Source organism: Paraburkholderia caribensis (assembly GCF_002902945.1).
GTDB classification, from domain to species: Bacteria; Pseudomonadota; Gammaproteobacteria; order Burkholderiales; family Burkholderiaceae; genus Paraburkholderia; species Paraburkholderia caribensis.
This window is the reverse complement of the sequence record NZ_CP026101.1, coordinates 1353063-1379956: the sequence shown is the minus strand read 5'-3', so window position 1 is coordinate 1379956 and position 26894 is coordinate 1353063. Positions and strand designations below refer to the sequence as shown.

The following is a 26894-nucleotide window of genomic DNA, read 5'->3' as shown; positions in this document are numbered from 1 at the left end:
CTTAAACCTTGAACGGGTGACGCAGAAGAATGGTTTCGTCGCGGTCCGGACCCGTCGACACCATGTCGATCGGCACGCCTGCCACTTCCTGCACGCGCGACAGATACGCCTGAGCGTTCGCGGGCAGCTTGTTCCATTCCTTGATACCGACCGTGCTTTCCTGCCAGCCGCCGAACGTTTCGTACACCGGCTCGCAACGCGCGACTTCGGACGCGCCGCGCGGCAGGATATCGGCTTCCTTGCCGTCGATCGTGTAGCCGACGCACAGTTTCACTTCGTCGAGGCCGTCGAGCACGTCGAGCTTCGTGATGCACAGGCCCGACACGCCGTTGATCTGGATCGAGCGGCGCAGCGCGGCGGCGTCGAGCCAGCCGGTGCGGCGCGGGCGGCCCGTGACCGAGCCGAATTCCTTGCCGACCTTCGCCAGCGTCAGGCCGACTTCTTCCTGGCGGTTGGCGTTGTCGGCGTCATACAGTTCGCTCGGGAACGGGCCCGAGCCGACGCGCGTACAGTACGCCTTCGTGATGCCGAGAATGTAGTTCAGCTTCTGCGGACCGATGCCCGCGCCCGCCGTCGCCGCGCCAGCGACGCAGTTGCTCGACGTGACGAACGGGTAGGTGCCGTGGTCGATGTCGAGCAGCGTGCCTTGCGCGCCTTCGAACAGCAGGTTGTTGCCCGCGGCGTTCTCGTCGTACAGACGGCGCGAGACGTCCGTGACCATGGGCTTCAGACGATCCGCGTAGCTCAGCATCATGTCGAGCGTCTGTTGATAGTCGACAGCCGGCGCGCCGAGATATTGCGTGAGCACGAAGTTGTGGAAATCGAGGTTGGCGCGCAGGCGTTCAGCGAAGGCCTTCGGCTCGAACAGGTCTTGCACGCGCAGGCCACGGCGCGCCACCTTGTCTTCGTAGGCCGGGCCAATGCCGCGACCCGTCGTGCCGATCTTGCCGGCGCCGCTGCGTGCTTCGCGGGCCTGGTCGATGGCGACGTGGTACGGGAGGATCAGCGTGGTGGCTTCGGAAATGAAGAGACGCTTTTGCACGTCGACGCCGGCCGATTCCAGCTCTTCGATTTCCTTGAACAGCGCTTCAGGCGACAACACGACGCCATTGCCGATGTAGCACGCGACGCCCGGGCGCATGATGCCCGACGGAATCAGACGCAAGATGGTTTTCTTGCCGCCGATGATGAGCGTATGACCGGCGTTGTGACCGCCCTGGAAACGAACGACGCCTTGCGCGTGGTCCGTCAGCCAGTCAACGATCTTGCCCTTGCCTTCATCACCCCACTGGGTACCCACGACGACGACATTGCGCCCAGGGTTCACATTCACTGCGCTGGCAGACATGTTGTTTCTTAAGCTGGTTAAAAACGTATTTTACCTATGTTCGCGAAAGGTTCCGGATTTTTTCACGGACTGATCCCGGGATTTTTCCCGAAATTTCCTTTTGCACTCAAAGGCATGGGAGCGGCGAGCCGCTGTGGGCCGGCCGCGCGCGGCACGGAGCGGCCACGCGTTCGATGGTTGCGGCGTCACGTTTCACATGACGCGACCGGCCTTCACGGCATCACGACTTCGATTCGACGACCCACTGACCGTTGCGCTCGACCAGCACGCGGTCACACGCGAATTCATCGAGCGCATGGTCGTGGCCCGGCAGCGCCTGGATCACGACTTCGCCCGCATCGCGCAGCGCGGCGACGCTCGTGCGCAACGCATCGTCGTGCTGCCAGGGTGCGAGGATCGCGCTGCTGCGCGCCTCGATGGGCGAGATGCGCGCGACTTCGCGCAAATCCAGCGAAAAGCCCGTTGCCGCGCGGGCGCGGCCGTATGCCTGCCCAACCTTGTCATAACGGCCGCCGCGCGCGACGGCATTCGGCACGCCATCGACGTAGGCCGAAAACATCACGCCGCTGTGATACGCATAGCCGCGCAGGTCGGCCAGATCGATCATGACTTCCGCGCCGTCGACCTGTTGCGCGAGGAACGCGAGGTCGTCGAGCGCCCGCGCGATTTCCGGCGCGTTCGGCAGACGCGCGCGCGCTTCTTCGAGCACGGACGCGTCGCCGTAGAGCGTGGGCAGCGCGCGCAGCGCGTCGCGCGTCACGGGCGTGAGGTTCGCCGTCAGTTCGTTCAGCAGCGGCACGTCCTTGCCCGCGAGCGCTTCGGCGAGCGCTTCGTAACGCGCCTCGCCGAGCGACGAGGCCGCCGGCTCGCCGTCGATCAGCGCGCCAAGCACGGCGGCGTGACACAGATCCAGACGCACGCGGCCCAGTCCCGCGAGATGCAGCGCGTCGAGCATCAGTTGCTGAATTTCCAGATCCGCTTCGAGACCCGCATGACCGTAGATTTCGCCGCCGATCTGGATCTGCTCGCGCGTTGCGTGCAAGCCGCGCGGACGCGTATGCAGCACGTTGCCCGCGTAGCACAGGCGCGTCACGCCCTGGCGGTTCAGCAGATGCGCGTCGATGCGTGCGACCTGCGGCGTGATGTCGGCGCGCAGACCGAGCGTGCGGCCCGATAGCTGATCGACGAGCTTGAAGGTGCGCAGGTTCAGGTCGCTGCCGCCGCCCGTCAGCAGCGATTCCAGGTATTCGAGCAGCGGCGGCATGACCATCTCGTAGCCGTACGCGCGAAAACGGTCGAGCAGCCGGCGACGCAGTTCTTCGATCTTGCGTGCCTCGGACGGCAGCACGTCGGCAATATTCTCGGGGAGTAACCAGGTCGACATCGATACAGTCCTACGACGGTGAATCCGGCGTCATGGCGAACGCCGTTGGAAATTGGGATGATGCGCGGTGCGCGGAATCTCGATGCCCGCTTCGGGCTTCGTCGCGGGAAGCCGGCGACGTATCAGCGCGCCGATCCCACGGCCAGACCAGGCGGCATTCAACGCGCCCGGCGCATCGCGCGTACTGCGCGCAGTGACCGGATAAGGACGTCACCTCGTGAGTGCCGCCCGGTATCGCATGGCGCCCGCTCAGGTCGCGATCAGCAGCAACAGCAACCCGAGCACCATGACGATCAGCCCGCCGATCCGGATGTGGTGCGGCGGGCGCTCCGCTATTCTACGAAACGTGTCGCGCCAGGCGCTCGGAAACACGAACGGGAACATTCCCTCGATGATCAGCATCAGTGCGATCGCGAGCAACAACGAGCCGGCTATGTCCATGCGATGAGGCCGCCGCGATCCGTATGCCGCGGCGTTCCAGTTATCAGTGTTTGCGCGCGCCCGTCGACGCGCCGGAAGACGATTGAACGGCGGCGGCTGCGCCGTCCGGCCCGCGCATGAAGCGGAAGAAATCGTTGCTCGAGTCGACGACCATGACGTCGCCGGGTTTGAAGCTGTTCTTGTACGCCTGCATGCTTTGGTAGAACTGATAGAACTGCGGGTCGCTGCCATACGCCTCGGCGGCAATCGACGCAGCCTTGCCGTCGCCCTCGCCCCTCGTGGCCTGCGCCTGCTTGTAGGCGTCGGCGAGCACCGCCTGCTGCTGTTGCGCAGCGTCCGCCTTGATCCTGTCCGCTTCGGCCGCGCCGTCCGCGCGCTCCTGGTTGGCTACCTGCTGGCGCGCGGCAATCATGCGCTTGTAGACGGAATCGGCCATCGCAGCCGGGAAATCCAGCCGCGTGAACTGCACGTCGACGACGTCGACGCCCAGCGACGCTGCGCCCTTCTTCATGCCGTCGCGCGCCTCAGTCGCGATCGCGTCCTGTTTCGCGAGCGCATCGGTCAGCGAATACTTCGCAAACGCATCGCCGAGCGCGCCGCGCGTGAGCAGCGCGAGCCGGTCAGGCAGGCTTTGCACGTCGCCCCTGGTTTCCGTAACGAGCTTCACGGGGTCGGACACACGGAATTTGACGACGGGATTCACCAGCAGATCCGTTTTATCGGACGTGGTGTAACGGTCTTCGTCGGGTGCATCGAACGACTGGATACGGGCGTCCACCGATGTCACCGTCTGTAGCGGCGGCGGCAGCTTCACGTGCAGACCGGGGCCCGCGAGCGTGGGCGCGGCGTCGCCGCGCGCGGAGACGACGGCCATATGGCGCGGATCAACGACGTATACCATCGACGACGCTGCGAACAGCACGATCACGACGGCCACGACGAGCGCAACGATTTTGTTCATGTTCGCGCTCCTTATTGCAGATCGTCTTCGCGGCCGCGGCTGCGGAACGAATCACGCGAACGGAAGGCGTCGCTCGCGGCGGCCGCCTGACTGGCGCTGCTGACGGGCGCGGCGGGCGGCGTGATGATCGTGGGCGTGTTGCCGCCCTGCGCCGCCGCTTGCGCACCCTGCGCATTCTGCGCGGGCTGCGCAGCCTGCCCCGCCGACGCGGCGCTGGCCGCGGCCGATTCGGCCACGCGCTGACGCGTCTGCTCGACGAGCTTGTCGAGCGGCAGGTACAGCACGTTGCTGCCCGACTTGCTGTCGACGAACACCTTCGTCGTGTTCGAGTAGATTTGCTGCATCGTTTCCAGGTACATACGTTCGCGGATCACGGCAGGCGCCTTCGAATACTGCGCATAGACTTCCTTGAAGCGCTCGGCGTCGCCTTGCGCCTGCGCGACGACGCGTTCGCTGTAGGTCTTCGCGTCGTCGATCATGCGCTCGGCTTCCGCCTTCGTGCGCGGCAGCAATTCGTTCGCGTAGGCCTGCGCGTCGCGCTTGGCGCGCTCGCGATCCTGACGCGCCTTTGCGGCGTCGTCGAACGCGGACTGCACCTGATCGGGCGGCTGCACGCTCTGGATCGTCACGCCCGTGACGGCCAGCCCCGTGCGAGATTCGTCCAGGGAATGCTGGATGGCTTCCGTCAGTTGCGCGCGGATGGCCTCGCGGTCCTGATAGAGGATGTCGTTCGTGCTGCGCGAGCCGACGATCTGCCGCACGGCCGCCTGCGCGGCCTGGGTGACGCTCTGATCAGGGTCGGCGCTGCGGAACAGATAGTCGGTCGGCTTGCGGATCTGGTACTGGACGGCAAAGCGCACGTCGACGATATCGGCGTCGTGCGTGAGCATCGACGCGTCCTTCACGTTCGCGAGACGCACCACGTTGTTGCGGCCGATCTCGACCGAGCGCACCTGGCCGACGTTGACGGTTTCATGGGATTCGAACGGATACGGCAGACGCCAGTGCACGCCCTGCCCGACCGTGCCGCGCAGCTCACCGAGGCGCAGCACCACGGCCGCCTGGTTGTCCTGCACGACGAACACGCCGCTGCCGAGATAGATCGCAATCAGCACGCCGATGATGATGCCGACGCCGATGCGCGCGCCGCGCCCGTTATCCGGACGCGGACCGCCGCCGCCACCCTTGCGGCCGAACATGCGCGACAGACGCCGGTTGAAGTCGCGCCACATTTCGTCGAGATCAGGCGGACCTTCGCTGTCCTTGCCGTTGGGCGGACGCTTCGAATCGTTCAGACGCTGGCGATCGCCATTGCCTTCCCCCCGGCCCCAGCGCGGGTCGTTCAGCGACAACATGCCGCGCAGACGCAGCCAGATACTCCGCTCGTTGTAATCGTTCACCTGTGTTCGTTCACCAGAGTAGACAGCGGGTCAATGCAATTGGAACGGGTCAGCGCCCGTGTCTGGGATCTTGCGGTCTTCGCGGTGGTCTTCGCCTGCATCATCGCGTTGCTCTTGATGAAGTGCCGCCGCTTCCGGGCCTCCCTCCGACAGTAAACCGTCGGACTCCGGCAGATGTTCGGCAGTTGCGATTTCGGCGATGGCAGCGCGCAGTGTGTCCAGCCCTTGCCCCGTGCGCGCGCTCAAAAAGACGCGCGAAATATTACCATACTCGTCCCGCTCGACCGCGTCGCCACGGGCCGCCAGTTCAGGCACGGCGTCGATCTTGTTGAATACCAGCACCTGCCGGATCGTGTCCGCGCCGATCTCGCGCAGCACATCGTTGACCTGATCGATCTGATCGAGCCGCACTGCGCTCGATGCGTCGACCACGTGCAACAGCAGGTCCGCGTGAATGGTTTCCTCCAGCGTGGCGCGGAATGCGGCCACCAGTTGGTGAGGCAACTCGCGGATGAATCCTACGGTGTCCGAGACGACGATCTGCCCGATATCTTCGCCGAGATACACGCGGCGGGAAGTAGTGTCGAGCGTGGCGAACAGCTGGTCGGCGGCATAGGCCTGCGCCTTGGTCAGCGCGTTGAACAGCGTCGACTTGCCCGCGTTCGTGTAACCGACCAGCGACACCGACATCGTGCGATTGCGCGCCCGCGCGCGCCGCTGCGTGCCATGCTGGCGGCGCAGCTTGTCGAGCCGCCCCTTGAGCATCTTGATGCGCTCGCCGATCAGCCGGCGGTCGGTTTCGAGCTGCGTTTCACCGGGGCCGCGCAGGCCGATACCGCCCTTTTGCCGCTCCAGGTGAGTCCACGCGCGAATCAGCCGCGTGGCGAGATATTGCAACTGCGCGAGTTCGACTTGCAGCTTGCCTTCGTGACTGCGCGCACGCTGCGCGAAGATATCGAGAATCAGGCTGGTACGGTCGACCACGCGTCTGTTAAGCGTGCGCTCCAGATTGCGCTGCTGCGCCGGCGCAAGTGCGTGATTGAAGATGACGATGTCGATGTCGTTCGCCTCGCAAGCGAGGCGCAACTCCTCGGCCTTGCCGCTACCGACGAACATGGCGGCATCGGGACTGGCACGGCGACCGGTGAGCGTGACGGCTGGATGGGCACCCGCGCTTTGCGCGAGCAGGCTGAGTTCTTCGAGACTGGCTTCGAAATCGATCTTACCGAAGTCGATGCCGACAAGCGCTGCGTTGATCAAATTGGTGGATGTCAAAATGAAGCGGCCGGGCTGTGTCGCCTGCGGACGACGCTCGACCGGCCGCGACGAGAGGTTAGGACGATTCGGAATCGGGGTGGAAATTCACCGGACGGGCAGGCACGACAGTCGAGATAGCGTGCTTGTAGACCATCTGGGTCACCGTATTCCGGAGCAACACGACGTACTGGTCGAACGATTCAATGTTCCCTTGAAGCTTGATGCCGTTGACCAGATAGATCGAGACCGGCACGTGCTCTTTACGCAGTGCGTTCAAAAACGGGTCTTGTAACAATTGCCCTTTGTTGCTCATAGCAAACTCCGTGTTTTTTTGCAGGTTGACTTTATTGCCGGCGAAGAAAAAGAAATCCGCCGTCAATCGCTACACTATAGCCGATTTTTATTGACCAGCGCTGCGCCTGGCCGTTCGGCCAGGACCCAATGTACATGCGGGTTTCAGCCCGGATTTCAAGCCTGGAACCGGCCTGCGTTGCCGGTCTGATTCAGCCCTTGTCCGCGTACGGATTCGTCGTCGATCGAAACTCTATTCGCAATGGAGTGCCCGTCAGCCCGAAAGTTTCCCGGAAGCGGTTTTCGAGGTAGCGCTTGTACGTATCGGTCACGGCGTCGAGCGCGTTGCCGTGAATCACGATGATCGGCGGATTTTGTCCCCCTTGGTGCGCGTAGCGCAGTTTTGGACGCACGGGACCGCGGCGGCGCGGCTGCTGGAACTCCACGGCTTCGATCAGCGCGCGCGTAAGCTTCGGCGTCGGCAGCTTCGTCATTGCAGCCTTGTAGGCGTCGTCGACGGAGCGCATCAGCGGGCCGATGCCGGTCTTTTCCGCTGCAGAAATGAAATGGAACTTCGCGAAGTCGAGGAATTTTAGCTTGCGCTGAAGATCCGCTTTGGTGCGCTCACGCACATGCGGATCGAGCCCGTCCCACTTGTTCACGCCGACCACGAGCGCCCGCCCCTGCTCGACGACGAAGCCAGCGATGTGCGCGTCCTGTTCCGAAATGTCCTGCCGTGCGTCGAGCAGAAGAATCACGACATTGGCGTCGGAAATCGACTGCAGCGTCTTCACGACCGAGAATTTTTCGATCGCCTCGAACACCTTGCCGCGTTTGCGCAGGCCGGCCGTATCGATCAGCGTGTATTTTTTGCCCTGCCGTTCGAAGTCGATGTAAATCGAGTCGCGCGTGGTGCCCGGCATGTCGAACGCGATCACGCGGTCTTCGCCGATCAGCGTGTTCACGAGCGTCGACTTGCCGACATTCGGCCGCCCGACGATCGCGATCTTCACGCCATGCTGCGCCTTCTCGTCTTCGCTCTCTTCCGGCTGGCCGGCATACGCGACGTCGAGCGCCTCGTTGATCATTTCGGTGACGCCGTCGCCGTGCGCAGAGGAAATCGCGCGCGGGTCGCCGAGGCCCAGCTCGTAGAAGTCGGCGGCCACCGACGAGTATTTCATCCCCTCGGCCTTGTTGACGACGAGGAAGATCGGCCGGCCCGTCTTGCGCAGATAGTCGGCGATCGACTTGTCCTGCGGCGCAAGGCCGTTGCGGCCGTCGACGATGAACACGATGATGTCCGACTCTTCGACTGCCTGGCGCGTCTGCCGCGCCATCTCGTACAGAATGCCGTCCTTCGCGACGGGCTCGAAGCCGCCTGTATCGACGACGAGATACGGGCGCTCGCCGCCGACCCGGCCTTCACCGTAGTGACGGTCGCGCGTTAGGCCGGGCAAATCGGCGACGAGCGCATCGCGCGAACGCGTGAGCCGGTTGAACAGCGTGGATTTCCCCACATTGGGGCGCCCGACGAGGGCAATAACGGGTTTCATCAGATCTTGTTCACAGTGAGGCGCGGGATCGAACGGTCGATCTGCCGCGCTGGCAACGCCATGCGGCCGTTGCACGGCTGCGTTTGACGAAAATTATCACGAATTCGACCCATTTCGAACGCGCGGAGCTTGCGCGTGCGAACGGATTTCAGGTTGGCTGCCTGCGTGGGTCCGCCAGGTGGCTCGCACGGACCCGATCGGCGCCGCGTGGATCGGCGCGTACGGAATGACCGCCTGTGCAGCCCGGCCGGCGGTCCCGATGACGTGGCGGCCTGTTCCAGCCGCGCTCGCGCCCGATCAGGACCGGGACGCCATCAAAAAAGTGCGGCCGGCAAAGCCGGCCAGCATTCACCGCACGACGCGCCGCCCTGGACGCACCGTACAGCCTAACTACGTTTTAACGCGGACGGAACCCGTACAGATCGCCGTCGTGCGTCTGCACGATCAGCGTGTCGCCCGCCAGCACGGGCGCAGCCGTAATTGCGCTGCCGTCCGTCTTCGCACGGGCGACGAAGGTGCCATCGTCGCGCGACAGGAAGTGCACGTAGCCCTGATAGTCGCCGACCACGGCGGCGTGGCCAAGCAGCATCGGCACGCTGACGTCGCGGCTCTTCAGCTGGTCATTGCGCCACAGTTGCTTGCCCGTGTTGGCGTCGAACGCCGACACGATTGCCCAGTCATCGCCCGCGACGACGACACGGTCGTCCTGAGCGAGACCGCTCGTGCTCGAAAATGCCTTTTCCCACAGCGCGCGCCCCGAGTTGGCGTCGAAGCAGCCGAGCTGACCCTGGAACGTGACCGCGCAGGTTTCAGCGCCGACCAGCGTGGGCGGGCCCGTCACGTCGTTGATACGCTCGACTTCCGTCACGCCCTTCGGATACGACACGGGCGTCGTCCAGTAGGCGTCGCCCGTCTGCAGGTTGATCGCCGCGAACTGGCCGCCGGGGAAACCGGCGAGCACGGCCTGGTCGCCGGCGAACGTCATGCCTGCGGACACGCGCAGATTCAGCGGCACCGCACGGTTGCGGTAATTCCACTTCTGTTCGCCCGTTTGCGCGTTGAACGCGGTGATCTGACCGTCCACCGTGCGCACCACCACGAGACCGTTGCCGACGAGCGGCGGCGACAGGATTTCACCCGGCGCAACGCCCTTCCACGACAGCTTGCCGCTCTGGTCGAGCACGAACACCTCCCCCTTCAGGCCGCCGACGGCCGTCAGCGTGCCGTCCGTACCGACGCCGGCCGACAAGTCGCCGTCGACCTTGGTGCGCCACAGATCCTTGCCCGTTTTAGCATCGATCTTCGCGACCGAACCGTTCGCGCCCGCCGCATACACGGCGTCGCCGACCGTCACGGGCGAGAACATGTAGCGTCCGGCCTTGCCGACGCTGGCCGACCACACCTGCTGCACATCGAGCACGGGTTTGAACTCGGTGAGCGGCGTGGGCACGCGGCGCTCGTCTTTCGACGACGAGCAGGCCGTCAAAGCGAGCACGGTCATCGCACAGGCAACGGGCACAGCGTAACGTTTCAGCAGATTCATCGGTGAACGAAGCATGTATGTTGGTTTAATCAAAAATTGTCGGCGGACGTTGCAGCGGCGCGCAACGTTCAGCCGCCCAGCGCGTCGAGCTTGAACTGGATCAGTTGACGGGCCGAGGCATCGTTCTTCGGCAGCGAGTCGAGCGCGAGCTTGTAAGCGGTGCGCGCATCGTCGCGCTTGCCTTGCGCGGCAAGCAGGTCGCCACGGCGATCGGCGACGACGCCCTTGAATGCATCCGAAGGATCGTTGAGCAACGCGAGACCCGCGTCATAGGCTTTTTCATCGAGCAGCAGCGACGCGAGACGCAGCTTCGCAATCTGCTTGAATTCGTCGTCCTTCGCGTGGTCGACGGCCCATTGGAGCTGCGCTTTCGCACCCGGTTCGTCGCCTGCCGCGTACAGCGCCTTCGCAGCGGCGAGCGCCGTCATCTGCGCGTAAGCCGTGCCGCTGAACTTGTCTTCCATGTCGGCCGCGACGCGCGTGATGGCCGCCTTGTCCGTGCCCGCGGTGGCTTGCTGAACCTGGTCGTAGAGCACGGCTGCTTCCGCGGCCTGATGACGCTGCCAGTAATTCCAGCCGTTCCAGCCGGCGGCGGCAACGAGCGCGACCAGCACGATCCACGTGACGGCATTCCCCCACTGCGCCCACCAAGCCTTCAGGCTTTCAAGCGATTCTTGTTCGTCGTGGTAACTCATCGCGACGGGTTTTCCTTTCCTGGTGCTTTATATGAATGGGGCCGCAACCGGTGCGGCCCGTTGCATGACGCCGCGATCAGTCGTCGCCGTCTTCGGTGGACGCAACCATCGCATTGATTAGATATTCGGTCAAGTCTTCGAGCGGCACCGTTTGTTGCTCGCTCTTTCCATTGCTTTGCGAGGTGTCGCGCAGTGCCTTCACGCCCGCCGTGCCGTTCGCGATCTCGTCTTCGCCGAGGATCACGGCGAACGCGGCGCCGCTTGTGTCTGCGCGCTTCATCTGCGACTTGAAGCTCGACGCCTGACCGTCAGGACTGCAATGCAGAATCACGTCGAGGCCCGTGTCGCGCAGACGCTCGGCGACGATGAAAGCCTGCTCGCGTGCCGCATCGCCCTGGTGTGCGACGTACACATCGCAGCCTTCCGCTTCGGGCACCAGATTCTCTTCCTTCAGCAACTCGAGAATGCGTTCGACGCCCATTGCCCAGCCACACGCCGCCGTCGGCTTACCGCCGAGCTGCTCGATCAGCGGATCGTAGCGGCCGCCTGCTGCGACCGTACCTTGCGCGCCGAGCTTGTCGGTGACCCATTCGAACACGGTCAGATTGTAGTAATCCAGACCGCGCACGAGACGCGGATTGATCGTGAACGGAATGTTGTTCGCCTTCAGGATGCGCTGCAGCCCTTCGAAGTGCGCGCGCGATTCCTCGCCGAGAAAATCGATCAGCTTCGGCGCGTTCTGCGCGACTTCCTGCATGGCGGGGTTCTTCGTATCCAGCACGCGCAGCGGATTGGTGTGCAGGCGGCGCTTCGCGTCTTCGTCGAGCACGTCGAGGTGTTTCTCGAGATACGCGATCAGTTCGACGCGGTGCTTGGCACGCTCTTCAGCGAGGCCCAGCGAGTTGATTTCGAGCTTGATGCCCGTCAACCCGAGGTCGTCCCACAGACGCTGGCACATCAGGATAATCTCAGCGTCCGTATCCGGGCCGGCGAAACCGAGCGCCTCGACGCCCACCTGATGGAACTGGCGATAACGCCCACGCTGCGGACGCTCGTGACGGAACATCGGGCCGATGTACCACAGGCGCTTCGGGCCGTCGTACAGCATGTTGTGCTCGATCGACGCGCGCACCACGGCCGCTGTGTTCTCCGGACGCATTGTCAGGTTTTCGCCGTTCAGCGCGTCGGTGAAGCTGTACATCTCTTTTTCGACGATGTCGGTCACTTCGCCGATACCGCGTGTGAAGAGCTGCGTGTGCTCGACGATCGGCGTGCGGATATTCTGGTATCCGTACGAACGCAGCATCGACTTGACGGTCGTTTCGAAAAACTCCCACAGGCCGGCGTCCTGCGGAAGGATGTCGTTCATGCCCTTCACGCCCGACAACTTTTCGAGCTTCTGCTTCTTCTGTTCAGTCATCTGTCTACTTGACGATTGGATGGGGAGCGAATCAGTTTGTCGCTTCGGCGCGACCATAGGTGCGCTCGACGTAATCGCTCACGATCTGCTGGAATTCCTGCGCGATGTGTTCGCCGCGCAGCGTCTTGACCTTCACGCCATCGATAAACACCGGCGCGGCGGGGTTTTCACCCGAGCCCGGCAGGCTGATACCGATGTTCGCGTGCTTCGATTCGCCCGGACCGTTGACGATGCAGCCCATCACGGCCACATTCATCTTCTCGACGCCAGGATAGCTGTCGCGCCACAGCGGCATCTGCGTGCGCAGATACGTCTGGATCTGCGATGCCAGTTCCTGGAACAGCGTGCTCGTCGTGCGGCCGCAGCCAGGGCACGCGATGACCATCGGCGAGAACGAGCGCAGGCCCATGGTCTGCAGGATTTCCTGGCCGACGATCACTTCGCCCGTGCGCGATGCGCCCGGTTCCGGCGTCAGCGAAATACGGATCGTGTCGCCGATACCTTGCTGCAGCAGCACGGACAGCGCCGCCGTCGAAGCGACGATGCCCTTCGACCCCATGCCCGCTTCCGTCAAACCCAGGTGCAGCGCGAAGTCGCAACGGCGCGCGAGTTCCTGGTACACGGCGATCAGATCCTGCACGCCGCTCACCTTGCACGACAGGATGATCTTGTCGCGCCTGAGGCCGAGTTCGACGGCTCGTTCCGCCGAGCCGATCGCCGACTGGATCAGCGCTTCGTACATCACGCTTTGCGCTTCCCACGGTTCGGCGCGCGCGGCGTTTTCGTCCATCATTTTCGCGAGCAGATCCTGATCGAGACTGCCCCAGTTCACGCCGATGCGCACCGGCTTGTCGTACTTCGCGGCCGCTTCGATCATCTGCGCGAACTGCGTGTCGCGCTTCGCGCCCTGGCCGACGTTGCCGGGATTGATCCGGTACTTCGACAGCGATTCGGCGCAGCCCGGATAGTCGCGCAGCAGCAAATGGCCGTTGTAGTGGAAGTCGCCGACCAGCGGCACCGTGACGCCCATGCGGTCGAGCTGCTCGCGAACCGCAGGCACGGCGGCCGCCGCTTCCGGCGTGTTGACCGTGATACGGACGAGTTCCGAGCCCGCCTGCGCGAGTTCCTTGATCTGGATTGCCGTGCCGATTGCGTCTGCCGTATCGGTGTTCGTCATCGACTGCACGCGCACGGGCGCGTCGCCGCCGATCGTCACGAGCTGGCCGCCCCAACGGACGTCGACCGCATGCGAGCGGCGACGCGGCGCGTGACCGCCGAACACCGGCACGGTCGAAACAATCTGACTGCTGGATTTCACTTGATCGGAGTGCATCGATAAACCCGCTTACGCCATCTGCCCACGGCCCGGAAAGTGTCCGGCCCCGTTGAGAAATACGGCGCGTGAATTGAAAAAGCGCCGCGGCCTCGAAGCCGCGACGCACACGATTGAGCTGGCGTCAGGGCACCACGAAGCGTGCCACATTGCCCTTCGCCGACGCATATTTGGCCGGGTCGACCGGCTGGCCGTCCAGCGTGATCGCGTCCAGACCCGCTTTGTTGCCGACCGTCACCTTGAGCGGCGGCATCCCGGTGACTTCCTTGCTTTCACCCGCGTGCACGAGTCCGGAGAATACTTCCTTGCCATCCTTCTGGCGCACGCTGAACCAGCTGTCCTGCTTGACCGAGAGTGCGACCGTCGACGAGCCTTCCGGCGCAATCGACGACTCGCTCGCCGAGGCGGCGGCCGATGCAGCTGTCGCGACCGCCGGCGCCGCGCTCGCGGCCTTCGGCACTGCAGCAGCCGGCGTCGATGCCGATGCGACCGTCGATGCCGGCGCAGCGCCTGCCATCGGCAGCGGCGTGGGCATCGGTGTCGCCGACGCGCCCTCAGCGGCCGCCTGCGTATCCGTTTGCGCCACCGAATCCGACGCGCTGATTTCGCCTGTCACAGCCGAACCGCTTGCGGCCTGTGCCGCCGTCGACGATGCCGTTTCCGTCGTCGCCACGCTGCCGGCCATGCCCTTCAGACGCGCGAGCCACGCAGTCGAATCGCCATTGTTCGTGTGCCACATGGCGAGCGCGATCAGCACGACCACCACAAGCGCGACACCCCAAAGCCATGAACGGCGGCGCGGCGCACCGCCGCCAAGCGAGAGCGATACTTTGCCGCGCGGCAGATCCGTACCAGCCGATGCCGGCATGGTCAGCGCAGGTTCCGGCACGCCCTTTTCGCGACGCAACGCCTGCGTCATCGGCGCGGGATCGGCACCCACCATTTTTGCGTAGCTGCGCAAGACGCCCAGCGCGAACGTGGTGTCCGGCAGCTGAGTGAGATCGCCCGCTTCGAGCCCGCGCAACTTGCCCGGCGACACCTTCAGACGCGCGGACACGTCCTCGACCGACCACCCTTTCGACTCGCGCAACTGCGCAAGCCGCGCGCCGACGGCGCCCAGCGAGTCGAACCCGGTCGACACGGCTGCCGGCGTGACCGCCGGAAGCGGTCGGTCCGAATGCGTATCCATGTCGTGCGGTTGCGGGTGCTGCGGCTCACTCATCCCAAATCCTTTCGCGTCGATTCTTTTTTCACTCATGCGAACGGGCGGCTTATGGCCTCCCCCAGTTTCGCAGACCGTTTATAACAAAATGTGCGGCTGTGCGTGCCGCTTCCGATCGCTTTTGCAAACTTTCTTTTCACTTCACGCGACACGGCGCACCCGAAGGGGCGGCTTGCTGGCATGCCGCCTCTTTTCGCCTGTCGCGCGCCTTACACGGCGCGAACTTCGATGACCTTCGACTTGCCGGTGCGCTCGGCGAGGCGCGTGCGGTCCTTGACCGCGCCTGCCAGTTGACCGCAGGCCGCGTCGATATCGTCGCCGCGCGTCTTGCGCACCGTCGTGACGACCCCTGCGTCGATCAACACCTGCGCGAAACGCTTGATCTGCTCGTTTTTCGAGCGAAACAGCCCCGATTCCGGGAACGGATTGAACGGAATCAGGTTGAATTTGCACGGCACGTCGCGCGTGACGGCCAGCAACTCGCGTGCGTGCGCCTCGCTGTCGTTCACGCCGTCGAGCATGCAGTATTCGAACGTGATGAAGTCGCGCGGTGCGACTTTCAGATACCGCTGGCACGCGGCCATCAGCTCGCGCAGCGGATACTTCTTGTTGAGCGGCACCAGCACGTCGCGCAGCGCGTCGTTCGGCGCGTGCAGCGAAACGGCGAGTGCCACGGGCAGATCGGCGCCGAGCCGGTCCATCATCGGCACAACACCCGAGGTGGACAGCGTGACGCGTCGACGGGACAGGCCATAGGCGTTGTCGTCGAGCATCAGGCGCATGGCGGGCACGACGGCGTCGTAATTGAGCAGCGGCTCGCCCATGCCCATCATCACGACATTCGTGACGACGCGCTCGCCCTTGCCCTCACCGCCCGTCGCGCGCCCGCCGGCCGTGCCGAGCGACGCGCGCAGCGCAAACTCGGCCATGCGAAGCTGGCCAATGATTTCGCCCGTGCTGAGATTGCGTGAGAAACCTTGCTTGCCCGTCGAACAGAAACGGCAGTTGACGGCGCACCCGGCCTGCGACGACACGCACAGCGTGCCACGCGTTTCTTCGGGGATAAAGACGGTTTCAACGGCATTGCCGTTGCCGACGTCGACGAGCCACTTGCGTGTGCCGTCGGTGGAAATGTGGTCGCTGACGATGGGCGGCATCGTGATGGATGCGCGCCCTTTCAGCTTTTCGCGCAAGGACTTCGCGAGATCGGTCATCCCGTCGAAGTCCGCAGCGTTGTACTGGTGTAGCCAGCGCTGCAATTGCTTGGCGCGAAACGGCTTCTCGCCGAGGCTGTCGCAGTACGCGACGAGGCCAGCGGCGTCGAGATCGAGAAGGTTGACGGTGGAACTGCTCGTCATATCGAATCCTGCCATTCAGTGCGAGACCGCGTTCATGCAACAAGCTGCATGAACGCGTATGCCGCTCGCGCCCGCTCCTGCTGCTATTACTGCTGTCTTACGAAGCGCTTAGCGCGAGTAGACGTTGACTTCCGGGAAGAAGAACGCGATTTCGCCGCGTGCCGTTTCCACTGCGTCCGAACCGTGAACTGCGTTCGCGTCGATGCTGTCGGCGAAGTCAGCACGGATCGTGCCCTTCTCCGCCTTCTTCGGGTCCGTTGCACCCATCAGGTCGCGGTTCTTCAGGATGGCGCCTTCGCCTTCCAGAACTTGAACCTGCACCGGGCCGGAGATCATGAATTCAACCAGATCCTTAAAGAACGGGCGCTCTGCGTGCACCGCGTAGAACTTCTCAGCGTCAGCGCGCGACAGATGAACCATGCGCGATGCCACGATCTTCAGGCCAGCGTTTTCGAAGCGGCTGTAGATCTGGCCGATCACGTTCTTGGCCACTGCGTCCGGCTTGATAATCGACAGGGTGCGTTCGATCGCCATAAAAACTCCAGAAAATTAAGAGGTTACAGATTTAAATGAATCCGCTATTGTAGCATGTTCCAGTGTATGATTGCGATTGAACCCTTACGATACTGTAAGGTCGAAGTTGAAGTCGCCCAAAGCCTTTTAAGACAGCGCTAAGAATGGGGTAACACAATGTAATCGCACGGTGTTGTGCGCTGCATTGAAACTCCGGGCTACGCCGCTAATCTTAAGGTTGTGGGTTCGCGTGACGGCGGCAACCGCCAGCCGGCACCGTACAAAAAACCGTTGCAAGCCACGTCGCAACACTGCGTCTGACGCAAGGAGAAACCATGAACGAATATCCCTATAACTTCGGCCGGGGCGGCAGCGTCACCACGGCCGAGACGCGCAACCGGGTACTGCGCAACACCTACTGGCTGCTCGCGCTGTCGATGGTGCCGACCGTGCTCGGCGCGTGGGTGGGCGTCGCCACCGGCTTCTCGCTGTTCGCCGCCACCAGCCCGGCAATGAGCATGCTGGCGTTCTTCGCCATCGCGTTCGGCTTCATGTTCGCGATCCAGAAGACGAAAGACAGCTCCGCGGGCGTGTTCGTGCTGCTCGGCTTCACGTTCTTCATGGGCCTGATGCTGTCGCGCCTGTTGAGCTTCATCCTGGGCTTTTCGAACGGACCGCAGCTGATCATGCTCGCCTTCGGTGGCACTGGTGTGATCTTCGCCGCGATGGCGACCATCGCCACGGTCAGCAAGCGTGACTTCTCGGGCCTCGGCAAATGGCTGTTCGTCGGCGTGATCGTGCTGCTGCTGGCCATGGTCGCGAACGTGTTTCTGCAACTGCCTGCGCTGATGCTGACGGTGTCGGTACTCGCGATCGTGATCTTCTCGGCGTACATGCTGTTCGACGTGCAGCGCGTCGTGAACGGCGGCGAGACGAACTACATCACGGCCACGCTCGCGATCTATCTCGACCTGTACAACGTGTTCGTGAACCTGCTGTCGCTCCTCGGCATTTTCGGCGGCAACCGGAACTGATCGACGCTGATCGCTAGCCAAGGCAAAACGCCCGTGACGAGCAATCGTCACGGGCGTTTTTCATTTCCGGCACCCCACACGGGCGCCAACACTCACAGACCCAACCAGCCGAACCCCTCGCTTTGCGTCGCCACCACCACTTCCGTTGCCGCCGCGCCTAGCACGGCCGCCATCGCCGCCTGGGCCAGTTCAGGCAAGTTGTTCTGCTGACTCAGATGCGCCGCCACCAGATGCCTCAACTTCGAGCGATCGAGCGACGCGAGAATATCCGCCGCCGCGTCATTGTTCAGATGCCCATGATTACCGCCGATCCGCGCTTTCAGCGACGGCGGATAGCGCGAAGCCGCCAGCATCTGCACATCGTGATTGCATTCCAGCACGAGCGCGTCGCAACCGCTCAGCACCGCGCTGATATGTGGCGTCGACGTGCCGACGTCGGTCAGCACACCCAGGCGCGACGCGCCATCGGAGAACAGGTATTGCAGCGGCTCGCGCGCGTCGTGCGGCACGGTGTACGGCAGCACGCTCAGATCGCCGATCGCGACGGCTTCGTCGCCCCACAGCACGTGGAGATCGACATCGGCTTCGTCGGCGCCCACGGCGCGCGCCGTGCCCCAGCTCATGTACAACGGAATGGAGAGCTTGCGCGCCAGAGTGAGCGCGCTGCCGATGTGATCACTGTGTTCGTGCGTGATGAGAATGGCGTCGAGTTCGTCGACGCCTGTGCCCAGCCGCTCCAGCCGCCGGGCTATTTCCTTGCCCGAAAAGCCGCAGTCCAGCAGGATGCGCGTGGTCGTGACACCGCTTTGGGCTTGGACCAGCAATGCATTGCCTTCACTGCCGCTTCCCAGACTGGCGAATTGCACGACCCGCCTTAGTTCAGTTGCGCATGCAGCAGCGACACGATGCGCTGCGCGTCCGACGACGTATCCACCTGGCCATTCGAGTCGACGACGGCAACCTGCGTCATCGCGTCGCCCTTCGAACGCACATTGACGAGGAATTCGTGACTGTCTTTCTTCGCGCTCTTGTCGCTGTAGAACAGCTTGCCGAACAGGCCGTCGCGCTTGAGCTCCTGCATCGAATCCGCGTAGCGCACGTAGTAGATGCCCTTTTCGCGGTCGCGGTTGTCGACGGTGAAGTTCGTGCGGTCGAGCGCAAGGCCGACGCGCAGCCACGCACGATCGAACGATTCAGGCAGGTCGAGCGTCGCGCCGCCCGCGCTCTTGTCCAGTTGCGCCTGCGCGGTGGACGGACGCGCATCCGTCAGCAGTTGCTTCGATTGCGCGTCGGTGAGGCCGAACTTCTGCATCAGCTTGGCGAGGAACTCGGCTTCCAGCGCGGGATCGCGCGGACGCTCGACCCAGCGCGACGAGGTCTTGTCCTGGCCCGTCAGCACTTCTTCCATCGCCGAATGCGTGATCGAGATATCCGTTGCGCCGCTCGGGTCGCGCGAAACCAGCGTGCGGAAGCTGTCACGCGTGCCCGACGAGTACGCGAAATCGACGACCTTGCCAATTGTGCGACGGAACCAGTCATCCGGAATGTTGGCGCGATTTTCCGCCCAATCGGTCGACATGATGCCCGTGGTCGGCGCGTCCGTCTTCAGCGAGAAACCGTTCTCGGTCCAGAATTCCTGCAACTGCGGCCACAGCTGTTCCGGCGAGCGGCCGTTCACGACCAGCCAGCGGCGGTCGCCGTCGCGCTCGATATGCATGCCCAGCGGGTCTTGCGCGGTCGGCACGCCTTCCGTCAGGTTGCCCGCCGCTGTCTTCGCGCGTTGCGGCGCGCCGCCAAGCGCGGCGCCTGCAGGCGGCGCGACGTAGCGCTGGTCGATCTGCGCTGCGGACAGGTCGCTCGGCACGGCGAGCGGCGGCGCACTCGCAGTTGCCTTGTAGTTCACTTTGTCCGACGCGAGCATGTCGTTCAGCGACTCGCAGCCAGAAAGCGACGCGATCGCGCCAGCCGCAAGCGTCAGCGCCGCCAGGCGCGTTGCGTGGAGGGATAGTGCGGAACGTTTCATGGGGTCCTTCGTGAAGCTAAACGCGCTGCCTGGAACGGTGCGGACCGTGGGCGATATCGACGTCAGTTGAAAAAATGCCGGGAGGCGCCTGAAATGTCAGACGCTCAGCCGAGCAGCCCAGCCTCGCGCAGCGCCGCGCGAACCACGTCGTGGTAACGCGCGTCGAGCGGCGTCAGAGGCAGACGGATGCCGCCCTTGACGCGGCCCAGTTGCTGCAACGCCCACTTGGCGGGAATCGGATTCGATTCGATGAAGAGGTTCTTGTGCAGCGAGAGAAGTTTCAGATGGATTTCACGCGCCGTCCTCGCGTCGGCTGCGAGCGCGGCCTTGCACAGGTCGCTCATCAGGCGCGGCGCGACGTTCGCCGTCACCGAGATATTGCCGTGGCCGCCCAGCAGCATCAGCGCGATCGCGGTCGGATCGTCGCCGCTGTAGATGCCGAAGTGCGCCGGCGCCGACTTGATCAGATGCGCAGCGCGGTCGATGTTGCCCGTCGCTTCCTTCACGCCGATGATGCCCGGCACGTTCGCGAGACGCAGGATGGTCTCGTTCGACATGTCCGCGACCGTGCGGCCCGGCACGTTGTACAGGATCACCGGAAGATCCACCGTTTCGGCGATTTTCGAGAAATGGCGGTAGATGCCTTCCTGCGTCGGCTTGTTGTAGTACGGCACGACCTGAAGCGTGGCATCGGCACCCACTTTCTTCGCCTGCTCGGTGAGCTCGATGGCTTCCGTCGTCGAATTGGCGCCCGCGCCCGCGATCACGGGGATGCGGCCGGCAGCCTGCTCGACGGCCGTCCGGACCATCAGCACGTGTTCCTCGACCGACAGCGTGGCGGACTCGCCGCTCGTGCCGACCACGACCAGACCGTTCGTGCCCTCTTCGATGTGCCAGTCGATCAGTTTGCGGAAGGCGGGGAGATCGAGACTGCCGTCTTCGAGCATCGGAGTGATGATGGCGGGAATGCTGCCGCGAATCGCGACGCCGTCTTGCTGAGTGCCGTTAGCCATGAAACGCCATGAATTTGTTCGATAAACTGCGATTGTAGCGGATTAACCGGTCAGATCGTAACGTGGGGGAACACCCGTATCTTTCCTTTCAACCGACCCGTCCGGCTCGCGCACCGCACAAATGCGCTGTACGTAGGCGGGACGTGGCTCCGCGAGGAATCCATCTTGAAATGCAACGACACGTAACAGTGCACGCACCGCGTCGAGCAGCTCGCCGGGCGCGAGCAGAAAAGCGGGGTTCGAGGGCCTGCCGACCGTTTCGTTGCCCTGCGCGAAGGTTTCGTAGATCAGCACGCCGCCGGGTGCGAGCGCGCGCAGCAACTGGGGGAAGAGCGGACGGTGCAGATAGTTCGTGACGACGACGGCCGCGAATTGCGCCTGCGCCGGCAGCGGCCACGGACCGTTTTCGATATCGGCGGCGACGGTCGTAAGGCCGTCCACGCCGTGAATCGACGCCAGAGCGGCGGCATCGCGGTCGATCGCCGTCACAGGATGGCCGCGCGCTGCGAAAAACCGCGCGTGCCGCCCCGTTCCCGATGCCACATCGAGCACCGCGCCGCCCGCTTCGACCAGGTGCGCCCAGCGCTGCACCCAGCGCGACGGCTCGCCGGTCGGCGCATGGCTCGCGGCCGATGCGCCCGGGCTCAGGCTGTCCGTCATCAGGTGTACGACAGGCCCATCGCTTCGCGCACGTCGCGCATCGTCTCCGACGCGAAACGGCGCGCCTTGTCGCAACCGTCGGCAACGATCGCGCGCAGCAGCGACGGGTCGTCCATGTATTTCTGCGCGCGCTCGAGCATCGGCTGCTGTTCGCGCAGGATGCCTTCGATCACCGGCTGCTTGCACTCCAGACACCCAATGCCCGCCGTGCGGCAGCCCTTCTGCACCCACTCGTGCGTGTCGGCGTCGGTGTAGACCTGATGCAGCTGCCATACCGGGCACTTGTCCGGATCGCCCGGATCGGTGCGGCGCACGCGCGCCGGGTCCGTCGGCATGGTGCGGACCTTCTTCGTGATGGTTTCCGCGTCTTCGCGCAGGCCGATCGTGTTGCCGTACGACTTCGACATCTTCTGGCCGTCGAGACCCGGCATGCGCGACGCTTCCGTCAACAGCACCTGCGGCTCCGGCAGGATGATCTTGCGCGAGCCTTCGAGGTAACCGAACAGGCGCTCGCGATCGCTCATCGACAGGCTTTGCGACTCCGACAGCATCGCGCGCGCCTTTTCGAGCGCCTCTTCGTGACCTTCCTGCTGATACGCGATGCGCAGTTCGTGATAAAGCTTCGAGCGCTTGCCGCCGAGCTTCTTCGCGGCCTCGTTCGCCTTTTCCTCGAAACCGGGTTCGCGCCCGTACATGTAGTTGAAGCGCCGCGCCATTTCGCGCGCCATTTCGACGTGCGGCACCTGGTCCTCGCCGACGGGCACGAGCGACGCGCGGTACAGCAGGATGTCGGCGGCCATCAGCACGGGATAACCGAGGAAGCCGTACGTGCCGAGGTCCTTGTCGCGCAGCTTCTCGATCTGTTCCTTGTAGGTCGGCACGCGTTCGAGCCAGCTGAGCGGCGTGCTCATGCCGAGCAGCAGCGCGAGTTCGGCGTGCTCCGGCACGCGGCTCTGGATGAACAGCGTCGCCTGCGCCGGATCGATGCCCGAAGCAAGCCAGTCGATCAGCACATCCCAGACGTTCTTCTCGATGACTTCCGGCGTTTCATAGTGAGTGGTCAGCGCATGCCAGTCGACCACGCAGAAGAAACACGGGTACTCGGACTGCAGACGCACCCAGTTTTTCAGCACGCCGTGATAGTGGCCGAGGTGCAGCGAGCCGGTAGGCCGCATGCCGGAGAAGATACGGTCGGGGTACATGGTTTTGATTTATAGAAGCGAAACGAGAGGTGTCAGGATAACCGTCACGGCCTCATAGCCGATATTCACGAGCGGACGCAGCCAGAAGCGCGTCAACGTGCCCGTCATGACGAGCGCCATCACAATGAAGAAACCGTAAGGCTCGATGCGCGCGAGGGCCATTGCCGGACGCACGGGCAACAGCGCCGTCAGCACGCGGCCGCCGTCGAGCGGCGGCAACGGGAAGAGATTCAGCACGCCGAGCACCAGGTTCACGCCGACGCCCGCACCCGCCATACGCGTGAAGAACGGCTCGTCGATATTCATCGCCGCGAGCGCGACACCGAATATGCCCCACACCAGCGCCTGAGCGAAATTGCACAGCGGCCCTGCCAGCGCGACCCACAGCGAGCCCCAGCGCGGATTGCGCAGGTTGCCGAACGCGACGGGCACGGGCTTGGCGTAGCCGAACATGAACGCGCCGCTCGTGGCGAAGTACAGCACGAGCGGAATTACGATCGTGCCGATCGGGTCGATGTGCCGCATCGGATTGAACGACACGCGGCCGAGCACGTACGCGGTGTTGTCGCCGAGCATGCGTGCGACGTAGCCGTGAGCCGCCTCGTGCAGCGTGATCGCGAAGATTACCGGTAATGCGTAGACGACGATGGTCTGTATCAGGGAGGAATCCATATCGCTCTATTGTAACAACGGCGCCTTGCGGCTCTGTCGGCTTTCGTTCATGCCGTCTCTTCGAGACCGAACGGCGCGAGCGAGCCACGCCCCGGCCGCACCAGCACGGGTTCGTCGCCCGTCAGGTCGATGACTGTCGACGGCTCGCACGGACACGCGCCGCCGTCGATCACCAGATCGAGCTGCTTTTCCAGCTTTTCGCGAATTTCTTCCGGATCGTTCAGCGGTTGTGTTTCGCCCGGCAGGATCAAGGTCGAGCCGAGCAGCGGCTGGCCGAGCTCTTCGAGGATGGCGAGCGTGATCGCGTGGTCGGGCACGCGCAGGCCGATCGTCTTGCGCGACGGATGCGACAAGCGTCGCGGCACTTCCTTGGTCGCCTGCAACACGAACACGTACGGACCCGGCGTTACGGATTTGATCAGACGGTATTGGCGGTTGTCGACGAGCGCGAAGTTCGCCAGTTCGGACAGATCGCGCACGAGCAGCGACAGCAATTGGCGTTCGTCGAGGCCGCGAATGCGCCGCACGCGGTCGACGGCGTTCTTGTTGTCGAGCTGGCAGGCGAGCGCATAGCTCGAATCCGTCGGCAGCGCGACCACGCCGCCGCCTTCGATGATCTGCGCCGCCTGCTTGATCAGCCGCGGCTGCGGATTGTCCGGGTGAAGCCGAAAATATTGGGACATGGTGTCGGTCAGAAGGTCGGGAATCAGCAGACGGCAAGCTACGGCTCATGCAGCGGGCATGCCCGCGCAACACGCGAAACCAGAGCTTACAGCCAGCGTTCCCAGACTGGCTTCAGATCGGACGGCAGCGGCGGCAGACTGCCGAGTTCGACGCGGCCTTCGCCCGCCGCATGAAAGTCGGAACCGCGCGATGCCTCGAAGCCGAAGCGGCGCGCAACGTCCGCATACTCGCGATACTGGTCGGGCGTGTGGCTGCCCGTTACGACTTCAATTGCCTTGCCGCCGAGATCGATGAATTCCGCGAACAGCGCGTCGAACTCGGTCGGCGTGTACGCATAGCGGCCCGGATGCGCGATCACCGCTTCGCCGCCCGACACCCGAATCCATTTGACGGCGTCGGCGAGCTTCGACCAGCGATGCGCCACGTAGCCGGGCTTGCCGTCGCCGAGAAAGCGGTTGAACACGTCCTGCGTGTTTTCCGCGTAGCCGCTCTCGACCATGAAGCGCGCGAAGTGCGTGCGCGAAATCATGTCGGGATTCGACACGAACTTCAGTGCGCCTTCGTACGCGTCGGGAATGCCGAGCGTGGCCAACTGCTCGCCGATCGCTTCTGCCCGCGCGGCGCGGCCATTGCGCGTGCGCTCGAGCCCTTCGACGAGATCCTTGCAGGCAGGATCGACATGCAGGCCGACCACGTGAATGGTGCGCGACGCCCATGTCACCGAAATTTCGACGCCGCTCAGATATTGCATGCCGAGCGCCTCGGCCGCTTCGCGCGCTTCGACCTGACCGGCGATTTCATCGTGATCGGTGAGCGCCCACAGCGTCACGCCGCCCGCATGCGCGCGGCGCGCGACATCGGCGGGCGCGAAAGCGCCGTCGGAAACGGTGGAATGGCAATGCAGATCGGCGTTCATCGTTTTAGGGATAGCGTGATCCGACCATTTTACTGCAACGCAGTAAGCACACGCAGAGGATTCGTCGAGACAAATATAGAACGCACACTACGCGCAGAACGCTTCGATCAGCGCTGCGATCTGCTCCGGCTGATCGTGGTGAACCATGTGGCCCGCATCGTCGATGATGACTTCGCGCCAATCGGGGAACGCCTGGAAGCGCGCCTTGAATTCGTCGAGCGGAACGTTGCCCGCGAGCGCCGCGAGGGTCGGCGATGCGGCGGCCTCCACGTGCAGCACCTTGGCGCGTACGTTCGCCCAGACGGCCATCACCTCGTCGAGCCGGTACAGCAGCGGGCCGCGAATCTTGTGTGCGGGATCGGCGAGCAACATGTAGCCGCCCTCGCCGTCCGGCTTCGACCAGTGCTGCGCAAGAAAACGCGCGCGCTGCGGGGCCAGTCGTTCGTTGGTCTTGATGAGGCGCGCGGCGACGTCGTCGAGCGTCGCGTAGCGGCGCAGCGTCGGCGGCTCGCGCAGTTCGTCGAGCCACGACGCGATCCGGCGAGGCAACTGTGCGGGCTTCGACGCGGGGAGCCCGAAGCCCTCCAGATCGACGACGCGGCGCACGCGCTCGGGCCTTGCGCCGGCATACAGGCAGACGACGTTCGCGCCCATGCTGTGCCCGACGAGGTTCACTTCGCCCGTTGGCGCGTAGTGGTCGAGCAGCGCATCGAGGTCGGCCAGATATTCGTGGAACCAGTAATGTCCGCCATTCTGCTGCGCAACCGGCCAGTCGGACAAACCGAAGCCGCGCGCATCGGGCGCGATCACCTGCCAGTCGTTCGCGAGCGCGTCGACGACAAACTGGAACGACGCGGCGACGTCCATCCAGCCGTGCAGCATGAAGAGCGTCGGTGCATCGGGATTGCCCCAGCGACGCACGTGCAGGCGCACGCCGCGCACGCTCACGAATTCGGAGACGGAAGGCTGGAGCGTAGTGTTCATGTGCGAGCGGACAAAACGAATGATCGTTCGATTATATCGAGATAACCGGGCCGCTGCTTGATCTGGGCCCTCGACTGGCTCAGTCGCCCACTCGCTGCTGGACGTCCAGACCCGCGAGCGCGGCGAGCTCCTCTTCCTCGAAACCAGCGTCGCGGCGCGCTTCGAAATTGAACGGTCCGCGCAGCTTCGGCGCGTGGTACTCGTCGGAAAGACGCAAGTAGGTGGGATGCGCGTCGATGCCCGCCTCGTCGCATAGATGCCGGAACCAGCGGTTGCCGATCAGCACATGCCCGATTTCGTCGCGCAGGATGACGTCCAGAATCGCCGCCGACGCCTGATCGCCCGCCTGTTGCAGGCGCGCGCGGATCGGCGGCGAAGCGTCCAGCCCGCGCGCCTCCAGGGTGCGCGGCACCAGCGCCATGCGCGCGAGCACGTCGCCGCGCGTGCGCTCGCACATGTCCCACAGGCCGTCGTGCGCCGGAAAGTCGCCGTACGCACGGCCGAATTCCGCCAGACGCGCCGACAGCAGCGAAAAGTGATGCGCTTCTTCGGACGCGACCTTTAGCCAGTCGATGTAAAACGCCTCGGGCATGCCGCCGAAACGCCATACGGCATCGAGCGCGAGATTGATCGCGTTGAACTCGATATGCGCGAGCGCGTGCAGCAATACCGCACGGCCTTCCGGCGACTGCATGCTGCGCCGTCCGAGTTTGCGCGGCTCGACGAGTTCAGGCCGCGCCGGGCGCCCGGGCAAATCCCCCGGCTCGTCCAGCACGCGTTCCGGCGAAACGACCGCCTCGCCTGCCAGTACCCGCGCGTAAAGCGCCTGCGCCCCGGCGGCTTTTGCAGCGGGAACACGCGCTGTCAGCACGGCGAGCGCTTCGGAACGGGCGCAGATGATTGGATGGGGACGGGTCGACTCGGGAGCATGCATCGCGAAATGAGAACCAGCAGGGGAATCAGCAAAAAAGGACAAAAACGAGCGAT

At 64.1% G+C, this 26894-nt stretch carries 26 protein-coding genes; 1 reads left to right on the top strand and 25 read right to left on the bottom strand.

The window, feature by feature from the left end; all coding sequences use genetic code 11:
• Window position 1 precedes the first annotated feature (1 nt).
• The 15 genes from C2L66_RS06115 to ndk all read right to left on the bottom strand — a co-directional run bounded on the left by C2L66_RS06115 (window position 2) and on the right by ndk (window position 16740).
• Complete coding sequence (locus tag C2L66_RS06115) at window positions 2-1348, bottom strand: adenylosuccinate synthase (RefSeq protein WP_054934413.1); 1347 nt, start codon at window positions 1346-1348, stop codon at window positions 2-4.
• Window positions 1349-1568: 220 nt separating this feature from the next.
• Complete coding sequence (locus tag C2L66_RS06110) at window positions 1569-2732, bottom strand: ATP phosphoribosyltransferase regulatory subunit (RefSeq protein ID WP_054934412.1); 1164 nt, start codon at window positions 2730-2732, stop codon at window positions 1569-1571.
• Window positions 2733-2981: 249 nt separating this feature from the next.
• On the bottom strand, window positions 2982-3173 hold the full coding sequence (locus tag C2L66_RS06105; protein ID WP_007580434.1) for a DUF2065 domain-containing protein: 192 nt from the start codon (window positions 3171-3173) through the stop codon (window positions 2982-2984).
• 43 nt (window positions 3174-3216) lie between these two features.
• Window positions 3217-4134: a protease modulator HflC gene (gene hflC / locus C2L66_RS06100; RefSeq protein ID WP_054934411.1), complete on the bottom strand. Its 918-nt coding sequence runs from the start codon at window positions 4132-4134 to the stop codon at window positions 3217-3219.
• Window positions 4135-4145: 11 nt separating this feature from the next.
• A complete protein-coding gene (hflK, locus tag C2L66_RS06095) occupies window positions 4146-5534 on the bottom strand; it encodes an FtsH protease activity modulator HflK (protein ID WP_060601359.1) in 1389 nt (462 codons plus the stop codon).
• A gap of 30 nt (window positions 5535-5564) precedes the next feature.
• A complete protein-coding gene (gene hflX, locus C2L66_RS06090) occupies window positions 5565-6809 on the bottom strand; it encodes a GTPase HflX (RefSeq protein ID WP_082434031.1) in 1245 nt (414 codons plus the stop codon).
• Window positions 6810-6867: 58 nt separating this feature from the next.
• Window positions 6868-7104 (bottom strand): RNA chaperone Hfq, encoded by a 237-nt coding sequence (hfq, locus tag C2L66_RS06085; RefSeq protein ID WP_007580427.1) that lies wholly within the window; start codon window positions 7102-7104, stop codon window positions 6868-6870.
• 190 nt (window positions 7105-7294) lie between these two features.
• Window positions 7295-8635, bottom strand: coding sequence for a ribosome biogenesis GTPase Der (gene der / locus C2L66_RS06080; RefSeq protein WP_054934408.1), 1341 nt, complete (start codon window positions 8633-8635; stop codon window positions 7295-7297).
• Between the two features lie 397 nt (window positions 8636-9032).
• The gene (gene bamB / locus C2L66_RS06075; RefSeq protein ID WP_054934407.1) at window positions 9033-10178 is read right to left on the bottom strand and encodes an outer membrane protein assembly factor BamB; all 1146 of its coding nucleotides are present in this window, start codon (window positions 10176-10178) and stop codon (window positions 9033-9035) included.
• Between the two features lie 68 nt (window positions 10179-10246).
• The gene (locus C2L66_RS06070) at window positions 10247-10873 is read right to left on the bottom strand and encodes a tetratricopeptide repeat protein (protein WP_060601362.1); all 627 of its coding nucleotides are present in this window, start codon (window positions 10871-10873) and stop codon (window positions 10247-10249) included.
• 76 nt (window positions 10874-10949) lie between these two features.
• Window positions 10950-12293: a histidine--tRNA ligase gene (gene hisS / locus C2L66_RS06065; protein ID WP_060601366.1), complete on the bottom strand. Its 1344-nt coding sequence runs from the start codon at window positions 12291-12293 to the stop codon at window positions 10950-10952.
• 31 nt (window positions 12294-12324) lie between these two features.
• The gene (gene ispG / locus C2L66_RS06060) at window positions 12325-13626 is read right to left on the bottom strand and encodes a flavodoxin-dependent (E)-4-hydroxy-3-methylbut-2-enyl-diphosphate synthase (protein ID WP_060601368.1); all 1302 of its coding nucleotides are present in this window, start codon (window positions 13624-13626) and stop codon (window positions 12325-12327) included.
• A gap of 124 nt (window positions 13627-13750) precedes the next feature.
• Window positions 13751-14848, bottom strand: coding sequence for a helix-turn-helix domain-containing protein (locus C2L66_RS06055; RefSeq protein WP_060601371.1), 1098 nt, complete (start codon window positions 14846-14848; stop codon window positions 13751-13753).
• A gap of 209 nt (window positions 14849-15057) precedes the next feature.
• The gene (rlmN, locus tag C2L66_RS06050) at window positions 15058-16206 is read right to left on the bottom strand and encodes a 23S rRNA (adenine(2503)-C(2))-methyltransferase RlmN (protein WP_054934402.1); all 1149 of its coding nucleotides are present in this window, start codon (window positions 16204-16206) and stop codon (window positions 15058-15060) included.
• Window positions 16207-16314: 108 nt separating this feature from the next.
• Window positions 16315-16740, bottom strand: coding sequence for a nucleoside-diphosphate kinase (gene ndk, locus C2L66_RS06045; RefSeq protein WP_054934401.1), 426 nt, complete (start codon window positions 16738-16740; stop codon window positions 16315-16317).
• Between the two features lie 314 nt (window positions 16741-17054).
• On the opposite strand from ndk, the gene C2L66_RS06040 reads away from it, so the two are divergent.
• Entirely contained in the window at window positions 17055-17753 is a 699-nt protein-coding gene (locus C2L66_RS06040; RefSeq protein WP_035990678.1) for a Bax inhibitor-1/YccA family protein, read from the top strand.
• A gap of 92 nt (window positions 17754-17845) precedes the next feature.
• Here C2L66_RS06040 and C2L66_RS06035 read toward each other — a convergent pair whose 3' ends face one another.
• From C2L66_RS06035 to C2L66_RS05990, 10 genes are all read right to left on the bottom strand, one after another.
• Complete coding sequence (locus C2L66_RS06035; RefSeq protein WP_054934400.1) at window positions 17846-18619, bottom strand: MBL fold metallo-hydrolase; 774 nt, start codon at window positions 18617-18619, stop codon at window positions 17846-17848.
• Window positions 18620-18627: 8 nt separating this feature from the next.
• Entirely contained in the window at window positions 18628-19776 is a 1149-nt protein-coding gene (gene bamC, locus C2L66_RS06030; RefSeq protein ID WP_035990674.1) for an outer membrane protein assembly factor BamC, read from the bottom strand.
• A gap of 104 nt (window positions 19777-19880) precedes the next feature.
• Window positions 19881-20789: a 4-hydroxy-tetrahydrodipicolinate synthase gene (dapA, locus tag C2L66_RS06025; RefSeq protein WP_060601374.1), complete on the bottom strand. Its 909-nt coding sequence runs from the start codon at window positions 20787-20789 to the stop codon at window positions 19881-19883.
• 42 nt (window positions 20790-20831) lie between these two features.
• Window positions 20832-21449 (bottom strand): class I SAM-dependent methyltransferase, encoded by a 618-nt coding sequence (locus tag C2L66_RS06020; protein ID WP_060601376.1) that lies wholly within the window; start codon window positions 21447-21449, stop codon window positions 20832-20834.
• Window positions 21449-22651 (bottom strand): tryptophan--tRNA ligase, encoded by a 1203-nt coding sequence (locus C2L66_RS06015; protein ID WP_054934397.1) that lies wholly within the window; start codon window positions 22649-22651, stop codon window positions 21449-21451. Before C2L66_RS06015 ends, C2L66_RS06020 begins: the two co-directional genes overlap by 1 nt.
• 9 nt (window positions 22652-22660) lie before the next feature.
• Window positions 22661-23323: a site-2 protease family protein gene (locus tag C2L66_RS06010; RefSeq protein ID WP_054934396.1), complete on the bottom strand. Its 663-nt coding sequence runs from the start codon at window positions 23321-23323 to the stop codon at window positions 22661-22663.
• Between the two features lie 47 nt (window positions 23324-23370).
• Complete coding sequence (locus C2L66_RS06005; protein ID WP_054934395.1) at window positions 23371-24006, bottom strand: L-threonylcarbamoyladenylate synthase; 636 nt, start codon at window positions 24004-24006, stop codon at window positions 23371-23373.
• Window positions 24007-24092: 86 nt separating this feature from the next.
• Window positions 24093-24923, bottom strand: coding sequence for a 3',5'-nucleoside bisphosphate phosphatase (locus tag C2L66_RS06000; protein ID WP_054934394.1), 831 nt, complete (start codon window positions 24921-24923; stop codon window positions 24093-24095).
• An 87-nt stretch (window positions 24924-25010) separates the two neighbouring features.
• Window positions 25011-25907, bottom strand: coding sequence for an alpha/beta fold hydrolase (locus C2L66_RS05995; protein WP_060601379.1), 897 nt, complete (start codon window positions 25905-25907; stop codon window positions 25011-25013).
• Window positions 25908-25986: 79 nt separating this feature from the next.
• Window positions 25987-26841 (bottom strand): ferritin-like domain-containing protein, encoded by an 855-nt coding sequence (locus C2L66_RS05990; protein ID WP_060601382.1) that lies wholly within the window; start codon window positions 26839-26841, stop codon window positions 25987-25989.
• Between the last annotated feature and the right edge of the window lie 53 nt (window positions 26842-26894).